This is a genomic window from Micromonospora olivasterospora (assembly GCF_007830265.1).
Classification (GTDB): domain Bacteria; phylum Actinomycetota; class Actinomycetes; order Mycobacteriales; family Micromonosporaceae; genus Micromonospora; species Micromonospora olivasterospora.
This window is the reverse complement of record NZ_VLKE01000001.1, coordinates 2,625,247-2,644,324: the sequence shown is the minus strand read 5'-3', so window position 1 is coordinate 2,644,324 and position 19,078 is coordinate 2,625,247. Positions and strand designations below refer to the sequence as shown.

The 19,078-nt window shown below is 71.3% G+C and carries 16 protein-coding genes and 1 pseudogene; 11 read left to right on the top strand and 6 right to left on the bottom strand.

The window, feature by feature from the left end:
- Positions 1–702 precede the first annotated feature (702 nt).
- On the bottom strand, positions 703–2,586 hold the full coding sequence (gene dnaA, locus JD77_RS12050) for a chromosomal replication initiator protein DnaA (protein WP_145774390.1): 1,884 nt from the start codon (positions 2,584–2,586) through the stop codon (positions 703–705).
- 610 nt (positions 2,587–3,196) lie between these two features.
- Here dnaA and rpmH point away from each other — a divergent pair.
- The 9 genes from rpmH (at position 3,197) to JD77_RS12005 (ending at position 10,081) form a co-directional block, all read left to right on the top strand.
- On the top strand, positions 3,197–3,334 hold the full coding sequence (gene rpmH, locus JD77_RS12045; RefSeq protein ID WP_013736606.1) for a 50S ribosomal protein L34: 138 nt from the start codon (positions 3,197–3,199) through the stop codon (positions 3,332–3,334).
- Positions 3,335–3,370: 36 nt separating this feature from the next.
- A complete protein-coding gene (gene rnpA, locus JD77_RS12040) occupies positions 3,371–3,775 on the top strand; it encodes a ribonuclease P protein component (RefSeq protein ID WP_145774389.1) in 405 nt (134 codons plus the stop codon).
- Between the two features lie 50 nt (positions 3,776–3,825).
- The gene (gene yidD, locus JD77_RS12035) at positions 3,826–4,059 is read left to right on the top strand and encodes a membrane protein insertion efficiency factor YidD (RefSeq protein WP_211372802.1); all 234 of its coding nucleotides are present in this window, start codon (positions 3,826–3,828) and stop codon (positions 4,057–4,059) included.
- On the top strand, positions 4,060–5,052 hold the full coding sequence (yidC, locus tag JD77_RS12030) for a membrane protein insertase YidC (protein ID WP_145774384.1): 993 nt from the start codon (positions 4,060–4,062) through the stop codon (positions 5,050–5,052).
- Between the two features lie 218 nt (positions 5,053–5,270).
- On the top strand, positions 5,271–5,876 hold the full coding sequence (locus JD77_RS12025) for a Jag family protein (protein ID WP_145774382.1): 606 nt from the start codon (positions 5,271–5,273) through the stop codon (positions 5,874–5,876).
- Between the two features lie 4 nt (positions 5,877–5,880).
- Entirely contained in the window at positions 5,881–6,705 is an 825-nt protein-coding gene (rsmG, locus tag JD77_RS12020) for a 16S rRNA (guanine(527)-N(7))-methyltransferase RsmG (RefSeq protein WP_246140639.1), read from the top strand.
- 606 nt (positions 6,706–7,311) lie between these two features.
- Positions 7,312–8,331, top strand: coding sequence for a ParA family protein (locus tag JD77_RS35130; protein WP_425463592.1), 1,020 nt, complete (start codon positions 7,312–7,314; stop codon positions 8,329–8,331).
- Positions 8,332–8,358: 27 nt separating this feature from the next.
- Complete coding sequence (locus JD77_RS12010) at positions 8,359–9,375, top strand: ParB/RepB/Spo0J family partition protein (RefSeq protein WP_145774380.1); 1,017 nt, start codon at positions 8,359–8,361, stop codon at positions 9,373–9,375.
- A gap of 364 nt (positions 9,376–9,739) precedes the next feature.
- The gene (locus tag JD77_RS12005; RefSeq protein WP_281292175.1) at positions 9,740–10,081 is read left to right on the top strand and encodes a transposase; all 342 of its coding nucleotides are present in this window, start codon (positions 9,740–9,742) and stop codon (positions 10,079–10,081) included.
- Between the two features lie 32 nt (positions 10,082–10,113).
- On the opposite strand, the gene JD77_RS12000 is transcribed toward JD77_RS12005, so the two are convergent.
- On the bottom strand, positions 10,114–10,626 hold the full coding sequence (locus JD77_RS12000; protein ID WP_145774378.1) for a DinB family protein: 513 nt from the start codon (positions 10,624–10,626) through the stop codon (positions 10,114–10,116).
- 2,207 nt (positions 10,627–12,833) lie between these two features.
- On the opposite strand from JD77_RS12000, the pseudogene JD77_RS11995 reads away from it, so the two are divergent.
- Positions 12,834–13,433: pseudogene (locus JD77_RS11995) on the top strand (hypothetical protein); the annotation flags it as partial.
- A gap of 413 nt (positions 13,434–13,846) precedes the next feature.
- On the opposite strand, the gene JD77_RS11990 reads toward JD77_RS11995, so the two are convergent.
- Together JD77_RS11990 and JD77_RS11985 are read right to left on the bottom strand one after the other, a co-directional pair.
- Positions 13,847–14,842 (bottom strand): D-alanine--D-alanine ligase family protein, encoded by a 996-nt coding sequence (locus JD77_RS11990; protein ID WP_145774377.1) that lies wholly within the window; start codon positions 14,840–14,842, stop codon positions 13,847–13,849.
- Positions 14,843–14,850: 8 nt separating this feature from the next.
- On the bottom strand, positions 14,851–16,164 hold the full coding sequence (locus JD77_RS11985) for an aminotransferase-like domain-containing protein (RefSeq protein WP_145774374.1): 1,314 nt from the start codon (positions 16,162–16,164) through the stop codon (positions 14,851–14,853).
- Between the two features lie 364 nt (positions 16,165–16,528).
- Here JD77_RS11985 and JD77_RS11980 point away from each other — a divergent pair, with 364 nt between their 5' ends.
- Positions 16,529–17,194, top strand: a complete 666-nt coding sequence (locus tag JD77_RS11980; RefSeq protein ID WP_145774371.1) for a GNAT family N-acetyltransferase — start codon at positions 16,529–16,531, stop codon at positions 17,192–17,194.
- Between the two features lie 103 nt (positions 17,195–17,297).
- Here JD77_RS11980 and JD77_RS11975 read toward each other — a convergent pair whose 3' ends face one another.
- The gene (locus tag JD77_RS11975) at positions 17,298–18,488 is read right to left on the bottom strand and encodes an N-acetylmuramoyl-L-alanine amidase (protein ID WP_145774369.1); all 1,191 of its coding nucleotides are present in this window, start codon (positions 18,486–18,488) and stop codon (positions 17,298–17,300) included.
- A gap of 217 nt (positions 18,489–18,705) precedes the next feature.
- Complete coding sequence (trxA, locus tag JD77_RS11970; RefSeq protein ID WP_145774368.1) at positions 18,706–19,029, bottom strand: thioredoxin; 324 nt, start codon at positions 19,027–19,029, stop codon at positions 18,706–18,708.
- Positions 19,030–19,078: the final 49 nt, after the last annotated feature.

Below are 19,078 nucleotides of genomic sequence, written 5' to 3'. Positions count from 1 at the left end.
GCCGGCCGGCTCTGGGCGGCCGTTCCGATCCGATCCACAGGAAGTCCAACGGTGATGATTGGTTTTTGTTCTCTTAGAAGAGATAACTCATCGTCTTCATCGCACCTGTGCAAACTGTGGAGAACTCGCGTTCGAGCAGGTCAGACCTGTTATCCACCGGTGGGTTCGCTGTGGATAACCCGGGGTACAACCGGCCTCGCGATCCACAGGCGGCCCGATCCACCGGGTTGTCCACAGTTGTCCACCGGTTATCCACCGGTTATCCACCGACTTTCTCCCCAGTCCTGTGGACAGGCCGGGCCGGTGAGATCGACGTTGTCCCCAGAACCTTCAACAGGAAACTCACAGCCACCCCTTCGGCCTGGGGACAACGTCGGCGTTATCCCCAGTCGTCCACACCCCGTCCCCAGGGTTTGTCCACAGGCTGTGGGTAACCGGGAGGGCGCATACGGTAGTTTTCCACGGTCGGTGGATAACGGGATGTGGACAACGAGCGGTGGCTGTGGACAGTCACGGCCCGATCGTGAGGCCTCGACCGGGTCGAGGGTCAAGTCGCCGGCCACCGTCCCGGGGGCCGGCGGCCACCTACGGTCCGCTGATCATGGGGGTTGGCCGTGCGACGTCCGATTTGTTGCCGCCATCCCCCATGATCACCGCCGTGGCTCAGGGCTGCGCCCGCCGTGCGGTATCCGGGCGTACGGGTCAGGTCGTCTGCTTGATGCGGTTGGTCAGCTCGGCGATCTGGTTGTACAGCGAGCGGCGCTCCGCCATCTGCTGCCGGATCTTCCGGTCGGCGTGCATCACGGTGGTGTGGTCCCGGCCGCCGAACGCCTGCCCGATCCGGGGCAGCGACAGGTCGGTCAGCTCCCGGCACAGGTACATGGCGACCTGGCGGGCGTTGACCAGCACCCGCGACCGGGAGTGGCCGCGCAGGTCCTCCAGGCTGACGCCGAAGTAGTCGGCGGTGGAGACCATGATCTGGTCGGCGGTGATCTCCGGCCCGGCGCCGTCGGGGATGAAGTCCCGCAGCACCTCCTCGGCCAGCGACAGCTCCACGGTCGACCGGGTGAGGCTGGCGAACGCGGTGACCCGGATCAGCGCCCCCTCCAGCTCCCGGATCGAGTTCGACACCCGGGAGGCGATGAACTCCAGCACGTCCGGCGGGGCGAACAGGCGTTCCTGGGCCGCCTTCTTCTGCAGGATCGCGATGCGGGTCTCCAGGTCCGGCGGCTGGATGTCGGCGAGCAGGCCCCACTCGAACCGGGTGCGCAGCCGGTCCTCCAGGGTGGCCAGTTGCTTCGGCGACCGGTCCGAGGTGATCACGATCTGCTTGTTGGCGTTGTGCAGCGTGTTGAAGGTGTGGAAGAACTCCTCCTGGGTCCGCTCGCGGTTCTCCAGGAACTGGATGTCGTCGATCAACAGGATGTCGACGTCGCGGTAGCGGCGCTGGAAGGCGCTGGTCTTGTCGTCCCGCAGGGAGTTGATGAAGTCGTTGGTGAACTCCTCGGTCGAGACGTACCGGACCGAGCGGGCGTTGCCGAGCGTCGTGGCGTAGTGGCCGATGGCGTGCAGCAGGTGCGTCTTGCCGAGGCCTGAGCTGCCGTAGATGAACAGCGGGTTGTACGCCTTCGCGGGCGACTCGGCCACCGCCACCGCCGCGGCGTGCGCGAACCGGTTGGACGAGCCGATGACGAACGTCTCGAACATGTACTTCGGATTGAGCCGGTTGCCCCCGGCGTCCGCGCCCCCGGGGAGCCTCCGGTCGTCCCGTACGCCCGGCCGGTGATCGGGCGCGCCGCGACCGGGGCCGCTGTCCGTGCCGCCGTCCCGCGGCAGTCGCGGCGGCGCGCCGCCGTCGCGGTAGCGGGGCTCGTAGGGGCGGGCGTCGGGGTCGACCCGGGGCCGGTCCTCGAAGCCGTGCCGTTCCTGCGCTGACCGGGGGGTGGGCAGCGGGTCGGCGAAGCTGGCGCTGAACAGCGGCTCCTGGGCGTCCCGGCTGGCCGGGATCAGCCCCGGCCGGTGGCCGCCGGCGGCGGGCGGGCGGGGCGAGGCGTCCAGGCCCGGCCCGGCGGGACCGAGCTCGGGAGCGTCGTCTCCCTCGGCGCGCCCCGGCCGGGCGTGGTCCTGGTCACCCGGCCCCGGGTAGCCGGTGATGGAGAAGGCGTCCTCCGGCTCGGGCCGGCCCCCGCCGGGCCCTTCGTAGCCGCGGGCGTCGCCGTCGTACCCCCGGGCGTCGAACTGCGGGGGGTCGTAGCCGGGTGGCCCACCCGGGCCGGCCTCCGGGGCGGCGCGGTAGACGGTGCCCGCCGGGCGGCCCGAGGGGTCCTCGGCGACCCGTACGGTCACCGCCACCTGGATCGGCCGGCCCAGCCGCCGGGTCAGCGCGTCGGTGATCGCGGGCCGCAGCCGGGACTCGATCACGTCCCGGGTGAACGCGTCCGGGACGGAGAGCAGCGCGGTGTCCTCGACGATCGCGCGGAGCCGGGTGAGCCTCAGGTACGCGCGCTGCTGGGCAGAGATGATCTCGTCGGCGAGCTCGTCGGTCGTCGCCGTCCACACCGCGGCAAGGTCGGTCGTACCGGCCACCGTCGTGCCACCCCCTCGCCTCTGCTCCCGACCGCCGCTGGTCCAGCCCCGGATGGCTGACCGGTCGTCATCCACAAGTTATCCACAGCCTGTGTGTACCGACCGATTGTGGCCTCCCGCCGGACGCGGGTCGGACCTGCCCCCTGTCTGGACGGGTGCTGAAGCGGGCTCACCGTGCCGAACGATTCACTGCCTTGTCCGGTCTTGCCTCTGCCGACGAGAACCGGCCTTGCCTTTGACGACGACAACCGGGCGACGACGCTGACCGCAAACGCGCACGGTAACAGCGGGAGGGCGCAAACATCAACCGCCGTCGCCCCGGCACCCTTGTCGGCATCAGCGAAAACCGTCCCATCGGTCGCGCTCAGGGCGCTCGTGTGCCCGACGCCGAGGTGTTTGACGGTCATTGCGCCCCTGCGTAGGCTGGAGCGGCTGCTCTGCCGCCCTCTGCTAGGGTGGTGTGTGCTTGCTGTCCGCGTGGCCCGCCCCCGCATCGCCGGGTTGCGCGCCGCCGGGCAGCACCGATCGGGGGCCACCGCCGAGGTGGCCTGGACCACCACACGACCCCGGCGGTCCCGCGCCCGGGGCGTACGAAAACGGAGAGCCTGACGTGAGCAAGCGCACCTACCAGCCGAACAACCGCCGGCGCGCGAAGACCCACGGCTTCCGGCTGCGCATGCGCACCCGTGCCGGCCGCGCCATCATCTCGACCCGTCGCGCCAAGGGCCGCGCCCGCCTGTCGGCCTGAGGCTGACCGGGTCCGGTTCGGGGGACGTGGGCAGTCGTGCTGGCCGCCGCGCAACGACTGCGGCGCAGCAGCGACTTCGCCGCAGCGGTCCGGAGTGGCCGACGCGTGGGCCGAGGCTCCGTCGTCGTCCATCTGACCCTGCCCACCACGCCCGAGGCCACGCCTGAGCCGGCGCGGAATACCGGTGCGGAGGAGACCTCCCCGCCGACCCGCGCCGGCTTCGTCGTGTCCAAGGCCGTCGGCCCGGCCGTCGTCCGCAACACGGTCCGGCGCCGGCTCCGGCACCTGGTCCGCGAGCGGCTGGCGGCCCTGCCACCGGGCAGCACCCTGGTCGTACGCGCGTTGCCGCCCGCGGCCGAGGCGTCGTACGCGCGGCTGGGCGCGGACCTCGACGCCACGCTCGCCGCGGCCCGGTCCCCCCGGACGCGGCGGCCCCGGTGAGCGGAGGTTCCGCCGCGTCGCGGCCCGCGAGCCTCGGCGGCCGGGTGCTGATGATGGCCATCGTCGCGTACCGTCGTTGGATAAGCCCGGCGCTGCCGGCCCGCTGTCGGTTCTACCCGTCGTGCAGTGCGTACGCCCTCGAGGCGGTGGCCCGGCACGGCGCCATCCGGGGAGCCGGCCTGACGGTCTGGCGGCTGCTGCGCTGCCACCCCTTTCACCCAGGTGGATACGACCCGGTGCCAGAGCCGGGCGGCCGCCGCCGCGCCGACGTGACTGGAGCCTGAGTGTTTAACCTCGACTGGATCTACTACGCGATCTCGTGGATCCTGCTGACCTGGCACTCGGCCTGGGATGCCATCGGGGTGCCCGCCGAGGCGGTGATCGGGACGAACTTCTCCTGGATCCTGGCCATCGTCTTCCTGGTGGTCACCGTTCGGGTGATTCTGTTCCCGGTCTTCGTCAAGCAGATCAAGTCCCAGCGGGCCATGCAGGCGCTCCAGCCGAAGGTCAAGGAGCTCCAGGAGAAGCACAAGGGTGACCGGGAGACGCTCCAGAAGGAGATGATGGAGCTCTACCGGAAGGAAAAGGCCAACCCGCTGATGGGCTGCCTTCCGATGTTCCTCCAGATCCCGGTCTTCCTCGGCCTCTTCCATGTACTGAAGCGACTTAATCCCTTCAAGGAGGAGGACAAGAAGACCCTGTACGGCTGGGCCGTCGACCAGTTCAACAGCGCCTCCCACGCGAAGCTGTTCACCGCCCCGATTGCCGGCAAGTTCGGCTCGACCGCCGACGAGCTGACCAACCTCGGCGCCAACGGCACCACCGTGAAGGTGATCGCCGGCATCCTGGTCCTGGTGATGATGGGCACCACCTACCTCACCAGCCGCCAGATGATCCTCAAGACCGGCTGGGCCGAGGACCCGCAGCAGCGGATGGTGCAGCGCCTGATGCTTTACGGCATCCCGCTGTCGCTGCTCGTGTCCGGCTCGATCTTCCCGATCGGTGTGATCATCTACTGGGTCACGAACAACCTCTTCACGCTCGGCCAGCAGCAGTGGGTCCTGCGCAAGTACCCGCCGCTGGTGACCACGCCCGCCAAGGGCGCCGGTGTGGGCCGCGGTCCGGTTCAGCCGGCCAAGAGCGGCGGCCTGTTCGGCCGCAAGGCCGCCCAGGCGCCGGCCAAGCAGGCCCCGTCCGCGCCGAAGGTCGCCGCCCCGAAGCCGGGCGCCAAGCCGGTCAACCCGAAGAAGGGCCGCCCGGCCAAGCGGCAGGGCTGAACTCGTCCCCCCGTCCGCCGCCGGCCCGACCGGCGGCGGACGGAACGGCCTCTGGCAGCCGCCCCATCAGGCAGGCGCCGGGCCGGAACCGCCGCGCCCAGCGCGGTCACGGGCGAAACTGCCCGTACAGACGTGCCCGTGGGCACCGGCGACTTCCCGCCGGCCCCGGGAAACCAGCGGACCCGACGGTCCGGCCGAGCGAGTACGGAGATGAGACCGTGACCGAGACCAGCATCCCCAGCGCTGACCAGTCCGTGGACGAGGAGCCCACCCAGATCGCGGCCACCGAGGACATCGAGGCCGAGGAGGCCGACGAGGCCGAGGCCGGCACGGGCGCGCGGGAGAAGAAGGTGCCGGCCGAGAGCGAGCTGTTCCGACAGAGCGAGATCGCGGCCGACTACGTGGAGGGACTCCTCGACATCCTCGACTACGACGGCGACATCGACGAGTTGGTGTCCGGTGGGCGCCCCGTGGTCGAGGTGGTCGGCGGTCGGCTCCAGAACCTGGTCGGCCAGCGCGGCGCGACCCTTGAGGCGCTCCAGGAGCTGGCCCGGCTGGCGGTGTTCCGGCAGACCGGCACCCCGAGCCGCCTGCTGCTCGACGTCGGTGGGTACCGGGCCAACCGCCGCAAGGAGCTCGCGGCCGTTGCCAAGAACGCCGTGGAGAAGGTCAAGGAGTACGGCGAGCCGGTGCGACTGGAGCCGATGTCCGCGTTCGAGCGCAAGTGCGTCCACGACGTGGTGAACGCGATGAGCGGCGTCGAGAGCGAGTCCGAGGGCGTCGAGCCGAACCGGCGCATCGTCGTCCGGCCGGTGGCGGACTGACCGGGTGAACCGCGACGACAGCACGGCTGGTGCCGTCTCCGGCCCGGGTGGCATGCCGCCCGGGCCGTCGCCTGTCCGGGCCGAGCGGTCCGGGGACGCCCCGGACCCGACCGCGGCGGCGCTTCCCCCCGAGCTGGCCGGGGCGGCCCGTACGCTCTTCGGTGACCGGCTCGACCTGGCCGCCGCGTACGCGGAACTGCTCGCGACCGACGGCGTGGTCCGCGGCCTGATCGGGCCCCGGGAGGCCCCCCGCATCTGGGACCGGCACCTGCTCAACTGCGCGGCCGTGGCGGAACGGATTCCGGAGGGGGCGTCCGTGCTGGACGTCGGCTCGGGCGCCGGTCTGCCGGGCCTGGTGCTCGCCATCGCACGCCCTGACCTGGCCATGACCCTTGTCGAGCCGCTGGCCCGGCGTACCTCGTTCCTCGTGGAGGCGGTTCAGGGCCTGGGGCTGACGAAGACGGTCCGGGTGTTCCGGGGGCGGGCCGAGGAGGCGGCCGCCGGGTCCGCCGGGATGGGACCCCTGACCGCGGGCATCGTCACCGCTCGGGCGGTCGCTCCGCTCGACCGGCTCTCCGCCTGGTGCCTGCCGCTGGCGGCCCCAGGTGGGCGTGTGGTGGCCATGAAGGGCGCGTCTGCCGCCGATGAGATCGCCGAGCACGCGGAGGCGGTGGCCAGGCTGGGCGGCGGCGAGCCGACCGTGCACCGCTGCGGGGTCGGCGTGATCGAACCGCCGGCCACGGTCGTGGAGATCGTCCGGGAGCGCGTTGTCGCCGCACCGCGCGTCCAGACGGCGTCGAAGCGTTCCCGTGGCGGCCGACGCCGCTGAAATATTTCCACACCGCTCCGCCGCCGCCGGCGTCCCGCCGCAGGTCGGGCTGTTGTTCGGCAGGAGGTTGCCCGAGGGCGCGACAACCCGACGTGGACCGGCCGCGCCTGTCCGCCGTAGGCTGGCCGCGCGTCGATAGTGTGGAGCGGGCGGCATCTGGTCCCCACCGGGTCCCGGCCGTTCCCGCCGGGCCGTAGGCTCCGTGGTGCGAGTGAGCGTGGCCAGGACGACGGGGTGCGGACCGACCATCCGGAGCGGGTAGGGATGACAGGTGCATGACGACGGCAGGTACGACGATCCACGGGCGACCGGCCCCGGAGGGCACTCCGCAGCCGACCCCGTTTCACGTGAAACCGACCACTACGGCTGGACGGCCAGCGCCCGGGATGCCACGTCACGTTCGGCCGGCAGCGATCCGGTAGTTCATCGCGAGGCGTTGTCGACCGGCCCGGGTGCCCCTTCCCCCTGGACCGCCGACTCCGGGGCGCTCTACGGCAGTCCTGGCCGGCTGGATGACGCGGCGGCCGAGCGGGGCGGCGGGCGGCGCACCGCAACGCCGCGGAGCCCGTTCGTTTCGAGTCGCCGGCTGGTCCGGCTGCGGCGGCCCTGCCCCAGCAACCCGCGCCACACTCGGTGCCGGACGCGGCCCCGGGCAACGCCGCTCCCCCCGACACGCCGCAGGCCGGCTCCTGCGGGGCCGATTCCGCCGATGCCGCGTACGTTTCACGTGAAACCCCGACGCGCGAAGAGGATGACCCACCGTTGGCTATGGAGGCTATGCGCGCCGTGCAGATCCTTAATCCCAGTGGCGAGGTGACCATGCCCCGTCCCGAACGGACCCGGGTGATGTGCGTCGCCAACCAGAAGGGTGGCGTGGGCAAGACCACGACCACGGTGAACCTGGCGGTGGCGCTCGCCCTGCACGGCAACCGGGTCCTCGTGGTCGACCTCGACCCGCAGGGCAACGCGTCGACCGGGCTGAACGTCCCGCACCACACCGGGGTGCCGGACGTCTACGACTGCCTGATCAACGCCGTGCCGCTTGAGGAGGTGGCCCAGGGCGTCGAGGGCATCCCCAACCTGTGGTGCGTGCCGGCCACGATCGACTTGGCGGGCGCCGAGATTGAGTTGGTGTCGGTGGTGGCACGGGAGTCCCGCCTGGCGCGGGCAATCGCCGCCTACCCGGGCCACTTCGACTACGTCTTCATCGACTGCCCGCCATCGCTCGGCCTGCTCACCGTGAACGCGTTGGTGGCCGCGCAGGAGGTGCTGATTCCGATCCAGTGCGAGTACTACGCCCTGGAGGGGCTGAATCAGCTCATCAACAACATCAACCTGGTCCGCCAGCACCTCAACCCGAGTCTCGATGTCTCGACCATCCTGCTCACGATGTACGACCGGCGTACCCGGTTGGCGGACGCGGTGGAGCAGGATGTCCGGAACCACTTCGGCGACAAGGTGCTCCAGGCGGTCATCCCGCGGAACGTCCGCGTCTCCGAGGCGCCGAGCTACGGCCAGTCGGTCATGACCTACGATCCCGGTTCACGGGGGGCGACGAGCTACTTCGAGGCCGCCCAGGAGATCGCCGAACGTGGCATCAAGGAGCCGGTGAGCCGGAATGCGTAGTGCCGACGAGTCGCTGGGAGGCGTCGTATGAAGAACCGTCCTCGGGGCGGTCTGGGTAAGGGCCTCGGGGCGCTGATCCCCACCGGGCCGGTGCAACCCGCCGGAACGATGACGGCCGCTCCTGATGCCGTCGGCGAGCCACCGGCCTCGCCCGCTGCCGCGGCGCCGGTGAGTGCCATGGCTGTGGCGACACCGCCCGAGCCTCAGCTCAGTCCGGTGCCCGGCGCCCGCTTCGCGGAGATCCCGGTCGACGCAATCGTGCCGAATCCGAAGCAGCCCCGGCAGGTCTTCGACGAGGACGCCCTGGAGGAGCTGAAGCTCTCCATCCAGGAGGTCGGGTTTCTTCAGCCGATCGTCGTACGCGCGCTCGACGGCGACAAGTACGAGCTCGTCATGGGCGAGCGCCGGTGGCGGGCGGCTCAGGCGGTCGGCCGGGAGAGCATCCCCGCCATCGTCCGGGACACGCGGGACGACGCGATGCTCCGGGACGCGCTACTGGAGAACATCCACCGGGCGAACCTCAACCCGCTGGAGGAGGGCGCCGCGTACCAGCAACTCCTGGAAGAGTTCGGCGCGACGCACGAGGAGCTGGCCCGCCGGATCGGCCGCAGCCGCCCCCAGATCTCCAACACGATCCGGCTGCTGAACCTGCCCGCCCAGGTGCAGCGCCGAGTCGCCGCCGGGGTGCTCTCCGCCGGTCACGCCCGCGCTCTGCTGAGCCTGGACGAGGCAGAGGCACAGGAGCAGCTGGCGGCGCGGATCGTCAAAGAGGGGCTGACCGTACGGGCGACCGAGGAGATCGTGGCGCTCGCGCTGGCGGACGTCCCGGCCAAGACCCCGGCCGCGAAACGCCGTCCCAAGCCGCACGCCCCCGCCCTCGGGGATCTCGCAAACCGGCTCTCAGACCGTTTCGACACCCGGGTGAAGGTGGACATCGGCCAGCGCAAGGGCAAGATCACAATCGAGTTCGCCACCGTCGACGACCTGGAGCGGATCGTCGGCATCATCGGCGTCGGCCAGGAGGAGCCGGAGTCCGAGGGCTGACCCGCTGACCGCTTACCGCTTCCGCCGGCCGCACGCCCGAGAGGGCGCGCGGCCGGCTCCATTTTCGGGGCATCGAGGTTGAGCGGAGCCACCCACCGGCAAACGGGTGGGGTGGCCAGCCTTCAGCCGTGCAGGAAGCGGGTCGCACTGCGCTCACCTTCAACGCGTGGTTCCGCGCCAACTCGGCGGAGGCCATGGCCCTGCGGATTTTGATGGTCGCAGGGGCCGACTACCCGAGCCGCACCGTTCTCAGCCGTGACTGCATGCCTACCTGTACTGCGGACGCCAACGCACGCCGTTCCGATGTTCTGGTGCCGCACCAGGCAACGATTGCCCTCTTGGGAACTGACGCGCCGTCCAGGTCCTGGAGTTCTGCCGCTACCTGCGCAGCCGCTACCCGCCGCAGGTCCGCATCGCGATCGTCTGCGACAACTTCTTCCCGCACCTGAACACGAAGAGATGCCAGCGGGTCGCCACCTGGGCCGCGGTGAACAACGTCGAGATCGCCTACACCCCGACCAACAGCTCCTGGCTCAACCGCATCGAGGTCCAGTTCACGGCGCTGCGCTACGTCATCCTCGACGGCACCGACCACGCCAGCCACAAGGAGCAGGGCTGCATGATCCGCCGCTACATCCTCCGGCGGAACCGCGATGCCGACGACCAGCGCCTACGCGCCGTCGTCGGCATGGCGAACGCTGCCTGATCCGGGCATGGCGAACGCTGCCTGATCCGGCGCTACACGCCGGTAGCGCCATCGATGCGTTCCCGGACCAGGTCGGCGTGGCCGTTGTGGCGGGCGTACTCCTCGATCATGTGGACGTAGATCCAGCGAAGGTTGACGTCCTGCTCCATGAAGCGACCCGTATCGGCCAGGGCACGCTCGGCGCAGTTTTCACGGGCGCGGGCGATCTCCCCGTGCCAGATGGCGAGGGCCTCACTCAGGGTGGCACCCTCAGCTAAATCGAAACCACCGTCGGGGCCATCCGGGTCGGCCTGCGGGTCGTAGATAGGCGGAGCCTGCTCTCCGGCGAACACGCGACGGAACCAATTCCGCTCCACCTCCGCCATGTGCTGGACCAGACCGGTCAACGTGAAGCCGGACGGCGGCACGGACGCCACGGCGGCCTGCTCATCGTCCAGCCCCTCGCACTTCATGGCCAGTGTGGCGCGGTGAAAGTCGAGCCAGCTTTCAAGCGTCGTGCGCTCGTCGGCGTTCAGGGGCGGCATAGGGCGATCGATGGCGCTCATCGGTTGATTATCGCCAGCGTCCGAACCGTCGGCAGGCAGGGCCTCTCTACAGGGCGAACGTTGCCTGATGCGGCACTAGCCGCGAGGCACCGCCTGCGAGATGCCGCCGCGTCCGCGCACCGACGACAACATCGGCGACGTGCTGGCGGGCAAGCCGGCCGCCGAGGCCGCGGCGAGAGCACATCGGCCGGGACCGCGGCCCACGCCGAGCCGGTTCGTGCATCCGGGCCGTAAGCCTCGCCAGCCGGCCGATGCCCCACCTTCCCAAGCACATCCAAGGCTGGCGCCTCGCCTTCCGTAGCCGGACGGTGCAGTCGGGCCAGAACACCGCTGCCAGCGAGGGTTCCGGCGCCCCGGATGCGATCCAGCGGTGACGACGCCGCGCGGTCACGATCGGCCAGCCGGTCGAAGTCGGCAGTGCCCATCGTTCCGGTGAAGCCAGTCCGAGAGCAGCCAACGCCTCGTCCCGGCTCAACCTCACCATGAAGTCGTCCTCCGCCACCGCGTTGAGGTCACCGTCGCTCGACCGCTGTGCATGGTCAGATACCAGTCGACCCTTTCGGCCATTGGCGGACCCCTACGATCGACGGAACCGCCTCTGGCTTCCCCACCCCGCGCCCGAGCCGTAGGCGTAGCGGCCATCCGTGCTCGGCGCCGCTCTTGAGCTGTTGGGAAACCTCCATGACTGCCGTTTCACGTGAAACCGGCTGGCTGTAGACCGGTGGGTTCACGTAGAACGTCGCCTCGTCGGTTGACTTCCCGGCGTCGAGCCGCCGTCGACAGCGCCCGCGGACACTGGGGCCGCCGCCGGCATCCCGGGCACCGAACGAGGACGGCTCGAACGAGCGCCTGTTGGAGGGCCAACGCCGCGAGCCCGATTGCCCCGCCAGTCCGAGGAGCCCGGTCATTGCTGTTCGGGGTTCCGTATTGCGGTCAGCTCCCTCGGCGAGCGCCGCGCCGAACCTCTTCTCTTCAGCTGCCATCCGCAGGGGATCGGGCCGTCGGACGCGGAATCCGATGCGGAGGTGGCTCAGGAGGCCGCCCCGGCAAGGCCCTCAGACCAACGGGGTCCCGCGTTCTCGGCGGTGCCGGCGGGAGGCTTAGCTCCTGCGTGCCGGCGCGCCGCGAACCCGGGGGCGCCGGGCCTGGGATGGCGCTCACACGCCGGCCCGCAGCGCGACCCAGAGCGCCAGGTCCGACCCACAAATCCGCAGCGCGGAATTCGGAGCAGTACGTTGCCGGACCCTTACCCGGGCCGCCGCGCCGTGGGCACCCTGCCCGCGCCTTTGCGGCCCCTCATGGATTTCCACCGCGCCGTACCCGCCAGAGGCCTGCTCAAAGGTCACAGCAAGTCGATAGCGGAAGCCCGGCACGAGAGCAAAGCCGCCCGAGACGCCCATGCCTCGAAACGCCGACGCGAGGGAGCGGGCCGCTGCGTATGGCCGGGGCGGCTTCGGCTCGGCAAGAGCCTCGACGCAAACGCCGGGGCGGAGGCCAACCGGGTGGATTCGATCGACCGCGAGCGGCCGCGGACCTCAAGCGCGCTAGGCACAAGGGGCTGCCTACCGGGGTAGCCCCGGCGACTGACCGGCGGCGGGTAGTGACGTAGTGCCCGGGACACAGCACATGTTCGAGGGCATCCCCGCTTCGCATTGCCCGCGTTCGGGAGGCCGGGGCGGGAACGATGCTCCACGGTGACGCAGGACGCCGACGCTCAGTTCCCCTGGGTTTCACGTGAAACGACGTGGTCGTCGCGCGACTTGCCGAACAGAGGATGGAGACGGGCGCAGGCGATCTCGGCTGGGCCTGTTACTGGCCACGGGGGCGTCACCGCGCTCAGCAGCCGCACCCGCCCACGCTCAGCAGGTGTTCCCGGCACGCTCAGGAGCCGATCCCGTCAGCCTCGGCAAGTAGAGCGGTGTCATGGCGCGGCTGTGCACAAGGCGAGCCAGATGCCCCTCGGTTATCCACAGCCCTTGTCCACAGGGTCGCCTCGTTTCACGTGAAACCCCGCGTGAAACACCGCGTCAGCCTGTGGATGACGCGCGGTACTGCTAATCTCGGCGGCCTGTGGATAACGTGTGGACAACGGCGATCGGTGACCGCCTGGGGGCCCCGTTGCCGAGCCGAACTGCCCTGGTGGAGTAATCGGCGGTGGACAAAATCAGGTAGGGACAGCCGTCGTTCGCTCCGTTAGGGTCAGCGTCGTGCACGACACCCCTCCCTCAGCCCCCGACTTCACCTCTTGGCCCTCCTTCCCCTTCGAGGGCGATATCCGCGTCAAAAAGCTCGACGATCCGGTCTCGGTGGAACCTCCCCGCAAGGGCGAGGAGAACCGGGAGTGCACCGCATGCGGTGCGCCCGATGAGGCATACATCTGGGTCGGCGAGCGGTGGCGGGTTCGCGCCATGGACCGACCGACCGGGTTGCCGATGGTGCTGATTCTGGAGGCCCGGTCTCATCTCGACCTCGGCGACCTGCCCAACCTCCTTGCTGCGGAACTCGGCGTGATGACGGTCCGGCTGGAACGAGCCATCCGATCCCTCGACGGCGTCGCCCGGGTCCATGTGAACCGGTGGGGTGATGGCTCGGCGCACCTGCACCTGTGGTTCCTCGCCCGGCCGTACGGGCGGCTCCAGTTGCGGGGGACGTTCCTGTCGCTGTGGGACTCGATCCTCCCGCCGATCTCCGAGGAGCAGTGGCGGGAGAACCTGGCCCTGGTTGCCGCCTGGCTGGCCGAGTTCGGCGGCCGTCCGTTGGCCGAGCCGCCCCGGATCCACTGGCAGGCGCCGTCCAGCCTGGGCGCACCGCCGTCGCACCCGGAAAACGGCACCGTGGCGGCGGACGGCGTCGGGGTCATCGAGGCGGCCGCGGAGACCGGTGAACCGGACGACGAGGAGGGGCCCGTCGAGCGGTGAGCCGGCGGCGACCGGGGGCACGGACAAAGACCGGGGCACGGACAAGAGCGCGGGGCACGGACAAGACCGAAGCGCGGACGAGGCCGAGAGGCACGGACAAGACCGCGGGGCACGGACAAGACCGAAGCGCGGACGAGACCGGGGCACCGGACGAGGCCGGACTGGCGGCGCGCCGCGCACCAGCCGGTGGGGGCGATCGGTGGCGGCGCGCAGCCCACCGGTTGCCGGTGCGGCGCCCGCAGGACGTGGCGGCGCGCCGGGCGGTCGGAAACGCCGTGCCCCTCAGCCGGGGGGCGGGGCTGTCAGGCGCGGCGGGCCGCGGCTCGGGTCACCAGCGACCCGAGGACCCGGCCGAAGTCCAGGCCGGCCGCCTGCACCGCGAGGGGCAGCAGGGAGGTCTCGGTCATCCCTGGAGACACGTTGACCTCCAGCACGTGCGCCTGGCCGTCCGTGTCGACGATCAGGTCCACGCGGGAGAGGTCCCGCAGCCCCAGTGCGGTGTGCGCGGCCACCGCCACCTCCGCGACCGTGCTCGCCACCTCGGGGTCGAGTCGGGCGGGGGCGTGCCAGGTGGTCCGGCCGGCGGTGTACCGGGCCGCGTAGTCGTACACGCCGTTGCGAGGAACGATCTCCACCGCCGGCAGCGCCTGCGGCCCGGCCCCCAGGTCGACCACCGAGACCGCCACGTCCATGCCGGAAACGTACCGCTCGACGAGCGCGGTCGCGTCGTACCCGAAGCAGCCGACCATCGCGGCCGGAAGCGACGCGGCATCCCGAACCACGGCGGCGCCCAGCCCGGAGCCGCCCTGCGCGGGCTTCACCATCAGCGGCAGCCCCAGCCGGTCCACGATCCGGTCCAGCACAGCCACGGCGCCCAGCTCGGAGAAGCGGTCGTGCGGCAGGGCCACCCAGTCCGGCGTGGGGATGCCGGCCTCCCGGAGCACCGCCTTCGCGGAAGGCTTGTCCCACGCGAGGCGGGAGGCCCGGGCGTCGCAGCCGACGTACGGGACGTCGCAGAGGTCGAGCACGCCGCGCAGCGAGCCGTCCTCGCCGGTCGCCCCGTGCAGGGCGATCACCACCGCGTCCGGCGGGTCGGCGGTCAGCGCCGGCAGCAGGGCGACGTCGGCGTCCCGCAGCTCCGCGTCCATTCCAACGGCCCGAAGCGCGTCGAGCACCCGGCGGCCCGATCGGAGCGAGACGTCCCGCTCGTACGACAGACCGCCGGCGAGCACCAGCACGTGCAGCTCGTCGGTCACGGCAGGATCGGTGAGGGAATGCTCGGCAGGGTTCGCGGCCATGCCGGAAATCATGCCAAGTCGGGTCCCGGGGCGTCCGACCCGGCCCGCCCCCGCCGCCCGTCGGGCAGCCCCACCGCGCCGAACACCCGTCGCGTGGCGATGTCCTGCTCCATCACGCCGGCCAGCCGGCGCACGCCCTCCCGGATCCGCTCGGGCGTCGGGAACGAGAAGTTGAGCCGCATGTGTCCGCTGCCGTTGCCGTCCGCGTAGAAACCCGTGCCCGGCACGTACGCCACCCGGGCCGCGATGGCACGGGGCATCATCGCCTTCGAGTCCAGCCCGTCGGGCAGGGTCGCCCAGACGAAGAGGCCGCCGCCGGGTCTGGTCCAGCTGGTGCCCTCCGGCATCAGGTCCTCCAACGCGGCGAGCAGGGCGTCCCGGCGCTCGCGGTAGACCTCCCGGTATACCTTGAGCTGCTCCCGCCAGGGCATCGTGCCGAGATAGGTCGCGACGGCCGCCTGGGCGTAGCCGCTGGGGCAGAGGATCTGCGCCTCGCTCGCGATGACCAGCTTGTCGCGGACGGCGTGCGGGGCGAGGATCCAGCCCACGCGCAGGCCCGGGGCGAACGTCTTGGAGAACGTGCCGAGGTAGAACACTCCGTCGCGGCGCCGGGCCCGCAGCGGGCGCGGCGCGTCCCCCTCGAAGCCCAGCTGACCGTACGGGTCGTCCTCCACCACCAGCAGGCCGGCGCGCTCGCAGATGTCGAGGACCCGCTCGCGCCGGTCCTCGTTGAGCGTCACGCCCGTCGGGTTCTGGTACGTCGGGATGGTGTACAGGAACTTTACCCGCCGGCCGGCACGGGCCAGCTCGGCGACGGCGGCCTCCAACGCCTCCGGGATCAGCCCCTCGTCGTCCATCGGCACGTGTACCACCTGGGCCTGGGCGGCCTGGAACACCCCGAGTGCGCCGACGTAGGTCGGCCCCTCGGCGAGCACCACGTCACCCGGGTCGAGGAACAGCCGGGCCACCAGGTCCAGCGCCTGTTGCCCGCCGACCGTCACCACCACGTCCTCGGGGGAGGCGCCGCAGGACGCGTCGATGCCGGAGAGCGCCATCACCTCGCAGATCCGCTCGCGCAGCTCCAGGGTGCCCTGGCCGATCCCGTACTGGAGGGTGGTGATGCCGTGCTCGGCGCCGAGCCGCCCGAGCATCTCGCCCACCGCGTCGAGCGGCAGCGCGGCGATGTACGGCGCCCCGCCGGCGAGGGAGACCACCTCGGGCCGGCTGGCCACCGCGAACAGCGCGCGGATCTCCGAGGCAGTCATGCCCCGGACACGGCGGGCGTACCGGTCGGTGTAGTCGTCGAGCGTCGTGCCGGTCATGACATCACCTCGATCGCGTGTCGGGCGGCTCCCGCCACCAGGGGTACCCAGGAGGCCGCAGACCATGGCGATCACCGGGAGTGCGACGCACTCGTGATGCGTAGGCCGGCGGTCCGACTCGGGACGCTGGTCTCCGATCGTAGTCCGCGATCCTGACCAGCGGCTTCGCGCGGTGGCGTGCGTCCACATCCCGGACCCGGAGGTCGGGGCCCACCCGGCCGTTCGGCTGCCCTTCCGGGTGCGTTCGCGCGTCCCCTCCCGTACGGTCGGCTCGCGGCGTACGATCGCTCGTCGGGGGGACCGAAAGGCGGCGGCGTTGTTCCGCGCTGGTCGCCCCTCTGAGCCTATTGTGGGGATGCGCCAAATGTCGCGACGTCTGGTCAGCTTGACCCTCGACACCCTGGAAGACCTGCCTCGTCCGTGCCGGCAGTGCGTCTACTGGGAGCTTGACCCGGTTTCGGCCGACCGCGCCTGCGCGGCGGGTGACCCCGGCCTGGAGAAGGAGGCATGGGTCTCCCAGACCCTGCTGGAGTGGGGCTCCTGCGGCAAGCTCGCGTACGTCGACGGCATGCCGGCCGGTTTCGTCATGTACGCCCCGCCGGCCTACGTGCCGCGCTCGATGGCGTTCCCGACCTCCCCGGTCTCCGCCGACGCCGCGCTACTGATGACGGCGCACGTGGTCGCCCCCTTCGCCGGCGGTGGGCTGGGCCGGATGCTGGTTCAGGGCGTGGCCCGGGATCTCACCAAGCGGGGGATCAAGGCGATCGAGGCGTTCGGTGACGCGAAGTTCGGCGACGACGGCGAGCGTCCGGGCGCCTGCGTCGCGCCAGCCGACTACTTCCTCTCGGTGGGATTCAAGACCGTACGCCCACACCCCCGCTACCCCCGGCTGCGGCTGGAGTTGCGCACGGCACTGAGCTGGAAGTCCGACGTCGAGTACGCGCTGGAGAAGCTGCTCGGCTCGATGAGTCCGGAGACGCTGCTCCGGCCGGTCAGGCCCGCACCGGCGACCCGGTCCACCGCCGGCTGACCCACCTGCCGAGGAGGGCGTCCTCGGCGGGTGGGTGGGCTCACCCGAGCAGGCTGGACAGGGGCGAGCTGGGGCGACCCCCGCCTGGGCAGACCCGACGGGATCAGCCCGCCCGCCGGACCAGCCCCGGCTCCGCCACGCCCACCCGGTCGGCGGCGATCGCCGCGCGCAGTTCGCTGACGTCGATCGAGCCCGTGGGCACGTCCCGTTCGATCGGGAAGTACATCCGCTGGACGGCCGCCACGATGGCCTCGACGACCCGGTCCCGGAATCGCGGGTCGACCAGGCGTTCCCGGTCCGTCGGCGACGTCAGGTAGCCCACCTCCACCCGGACCGCCGGCATCCGGGTCAGCCGCAGCAACTCCCAGGACTTGGCGTGGGTACGGCAGTCCCGCAGGCCCGTCCGCGCCACGATCTCCCGCTGCACCAGCCCGGCCAGCCGCTCGCCCGTCGCCGAGGTCACCCCGTTGTCCGTGCCGTAGTGGTAGGTCGCCACACCATCCGCCGCCGGGTTGACGTGGCCGTCGGTGTGCAGCGAGATGAACACGTCCGCGCCGAGCGAGTTCGCAAGGTGCGCCCGCTCCACGTCCGACAGGCAGCTGCCCGACGCCGGTCCGCGGGTCAGCTGCACCCGCACGCCCGCCGCGGCCAGCCGTCCCTCCAGTCGGCTGGCCAGGTCGTGCGCCAGGTCCGCCTCCGTCCAGCGCAGCGGACCGTCGGGCACCACGACCCCGGGGTCGGTGCCGCCGTGCCCCGGGTCGATGACCACCGTCCGCCCCACCAGGGTGGGGCCGGCCTGCCGGATGGCGTCGGACTCCCGCAGCCACTGCGGCCGGCCGCCGACGACCTTGCGTCCGAGGCGGCGCAACGCCCCCATCGTGTGTGGGCCGCAGGTGCCGTCCGGCATGAGCCCCATCTCCCGCTGGAACTGGGCCACCGCGCGGGAGGTGCGGATGCCGTAGATGGCGTCGGCGCGGCCGACGTCGTACCCCATCTCGAGCAGGCGTTCCTGGAGCGACCGGACGTCCTCGCCGGTCAGCGGCTCCGGCACGGCGTGGTAGAGGGTGCGCGCGCCGAGCCGCCAGCGCGCCGCGTCCAGCGCCCGCCAGGTCTCCGCGCCGACCCGGCCGTCGACGCTGAGCCCCCGGGACTGCTGGAACGCCCGGACCGCGCGTTCGATCTCGGCGTCGAACTCGTCACCGCCGGGCCGGGCGGTGAGCAGGTCGAGGCCGGTCAGGACGGCGCGGATCTCGTTCACCGCCGGTCCCCGGTCGCCGGGGCGGATCGTACGCACCCTCGACCCCCTTCCGCACGCAAGCCGGCCGCCCACCCCGCGGCGCGGGAGAAGGGACCCGGTCGGACGCCAACCCGGGCGAGCCGTGCCCGATCCGCCGGCCACCCCCGGTTGAGGTTATGCGGTTCGACCGGCCGAGGTGGCGGTGTCCGGCGAGGTCGGGGCCGCAAACGCGAAACCCCGCACCGTCGGGTGCGGGGTTTCGCGCTTCCGTGCGTCAGAGCGCGGACTGGATGAGCTTGACCAGCTCGCCCTTCGGCTTGGCGCCGGCGATCGACTGGACCGGCTCGCCGTTCTTGAACACGGTCAGCGTCGGCACCGACATCACCCGGTAGGCGCGGGCGGTCTCCGGGTTCTCGTCGATGTTGAGCTTGACGATGGTGACCTGGTCGCCCATCTCGCCGGCGATCTCCTCGAGCAGCGGCGAGACCTTGCGGCACGGCCCGCACCACTCGGCCCAGAAGTCGACGAGTACCGGCTTGTCGGACTTCAGCACGTCCGTGGCGAAGCTGGCGTCGGTGACCGCCTTTGTCGCTCCCACTATGACCCTCCTCCGGGGCTTCGGTTGTCGTTCTTCTCTCGTTCGCGCG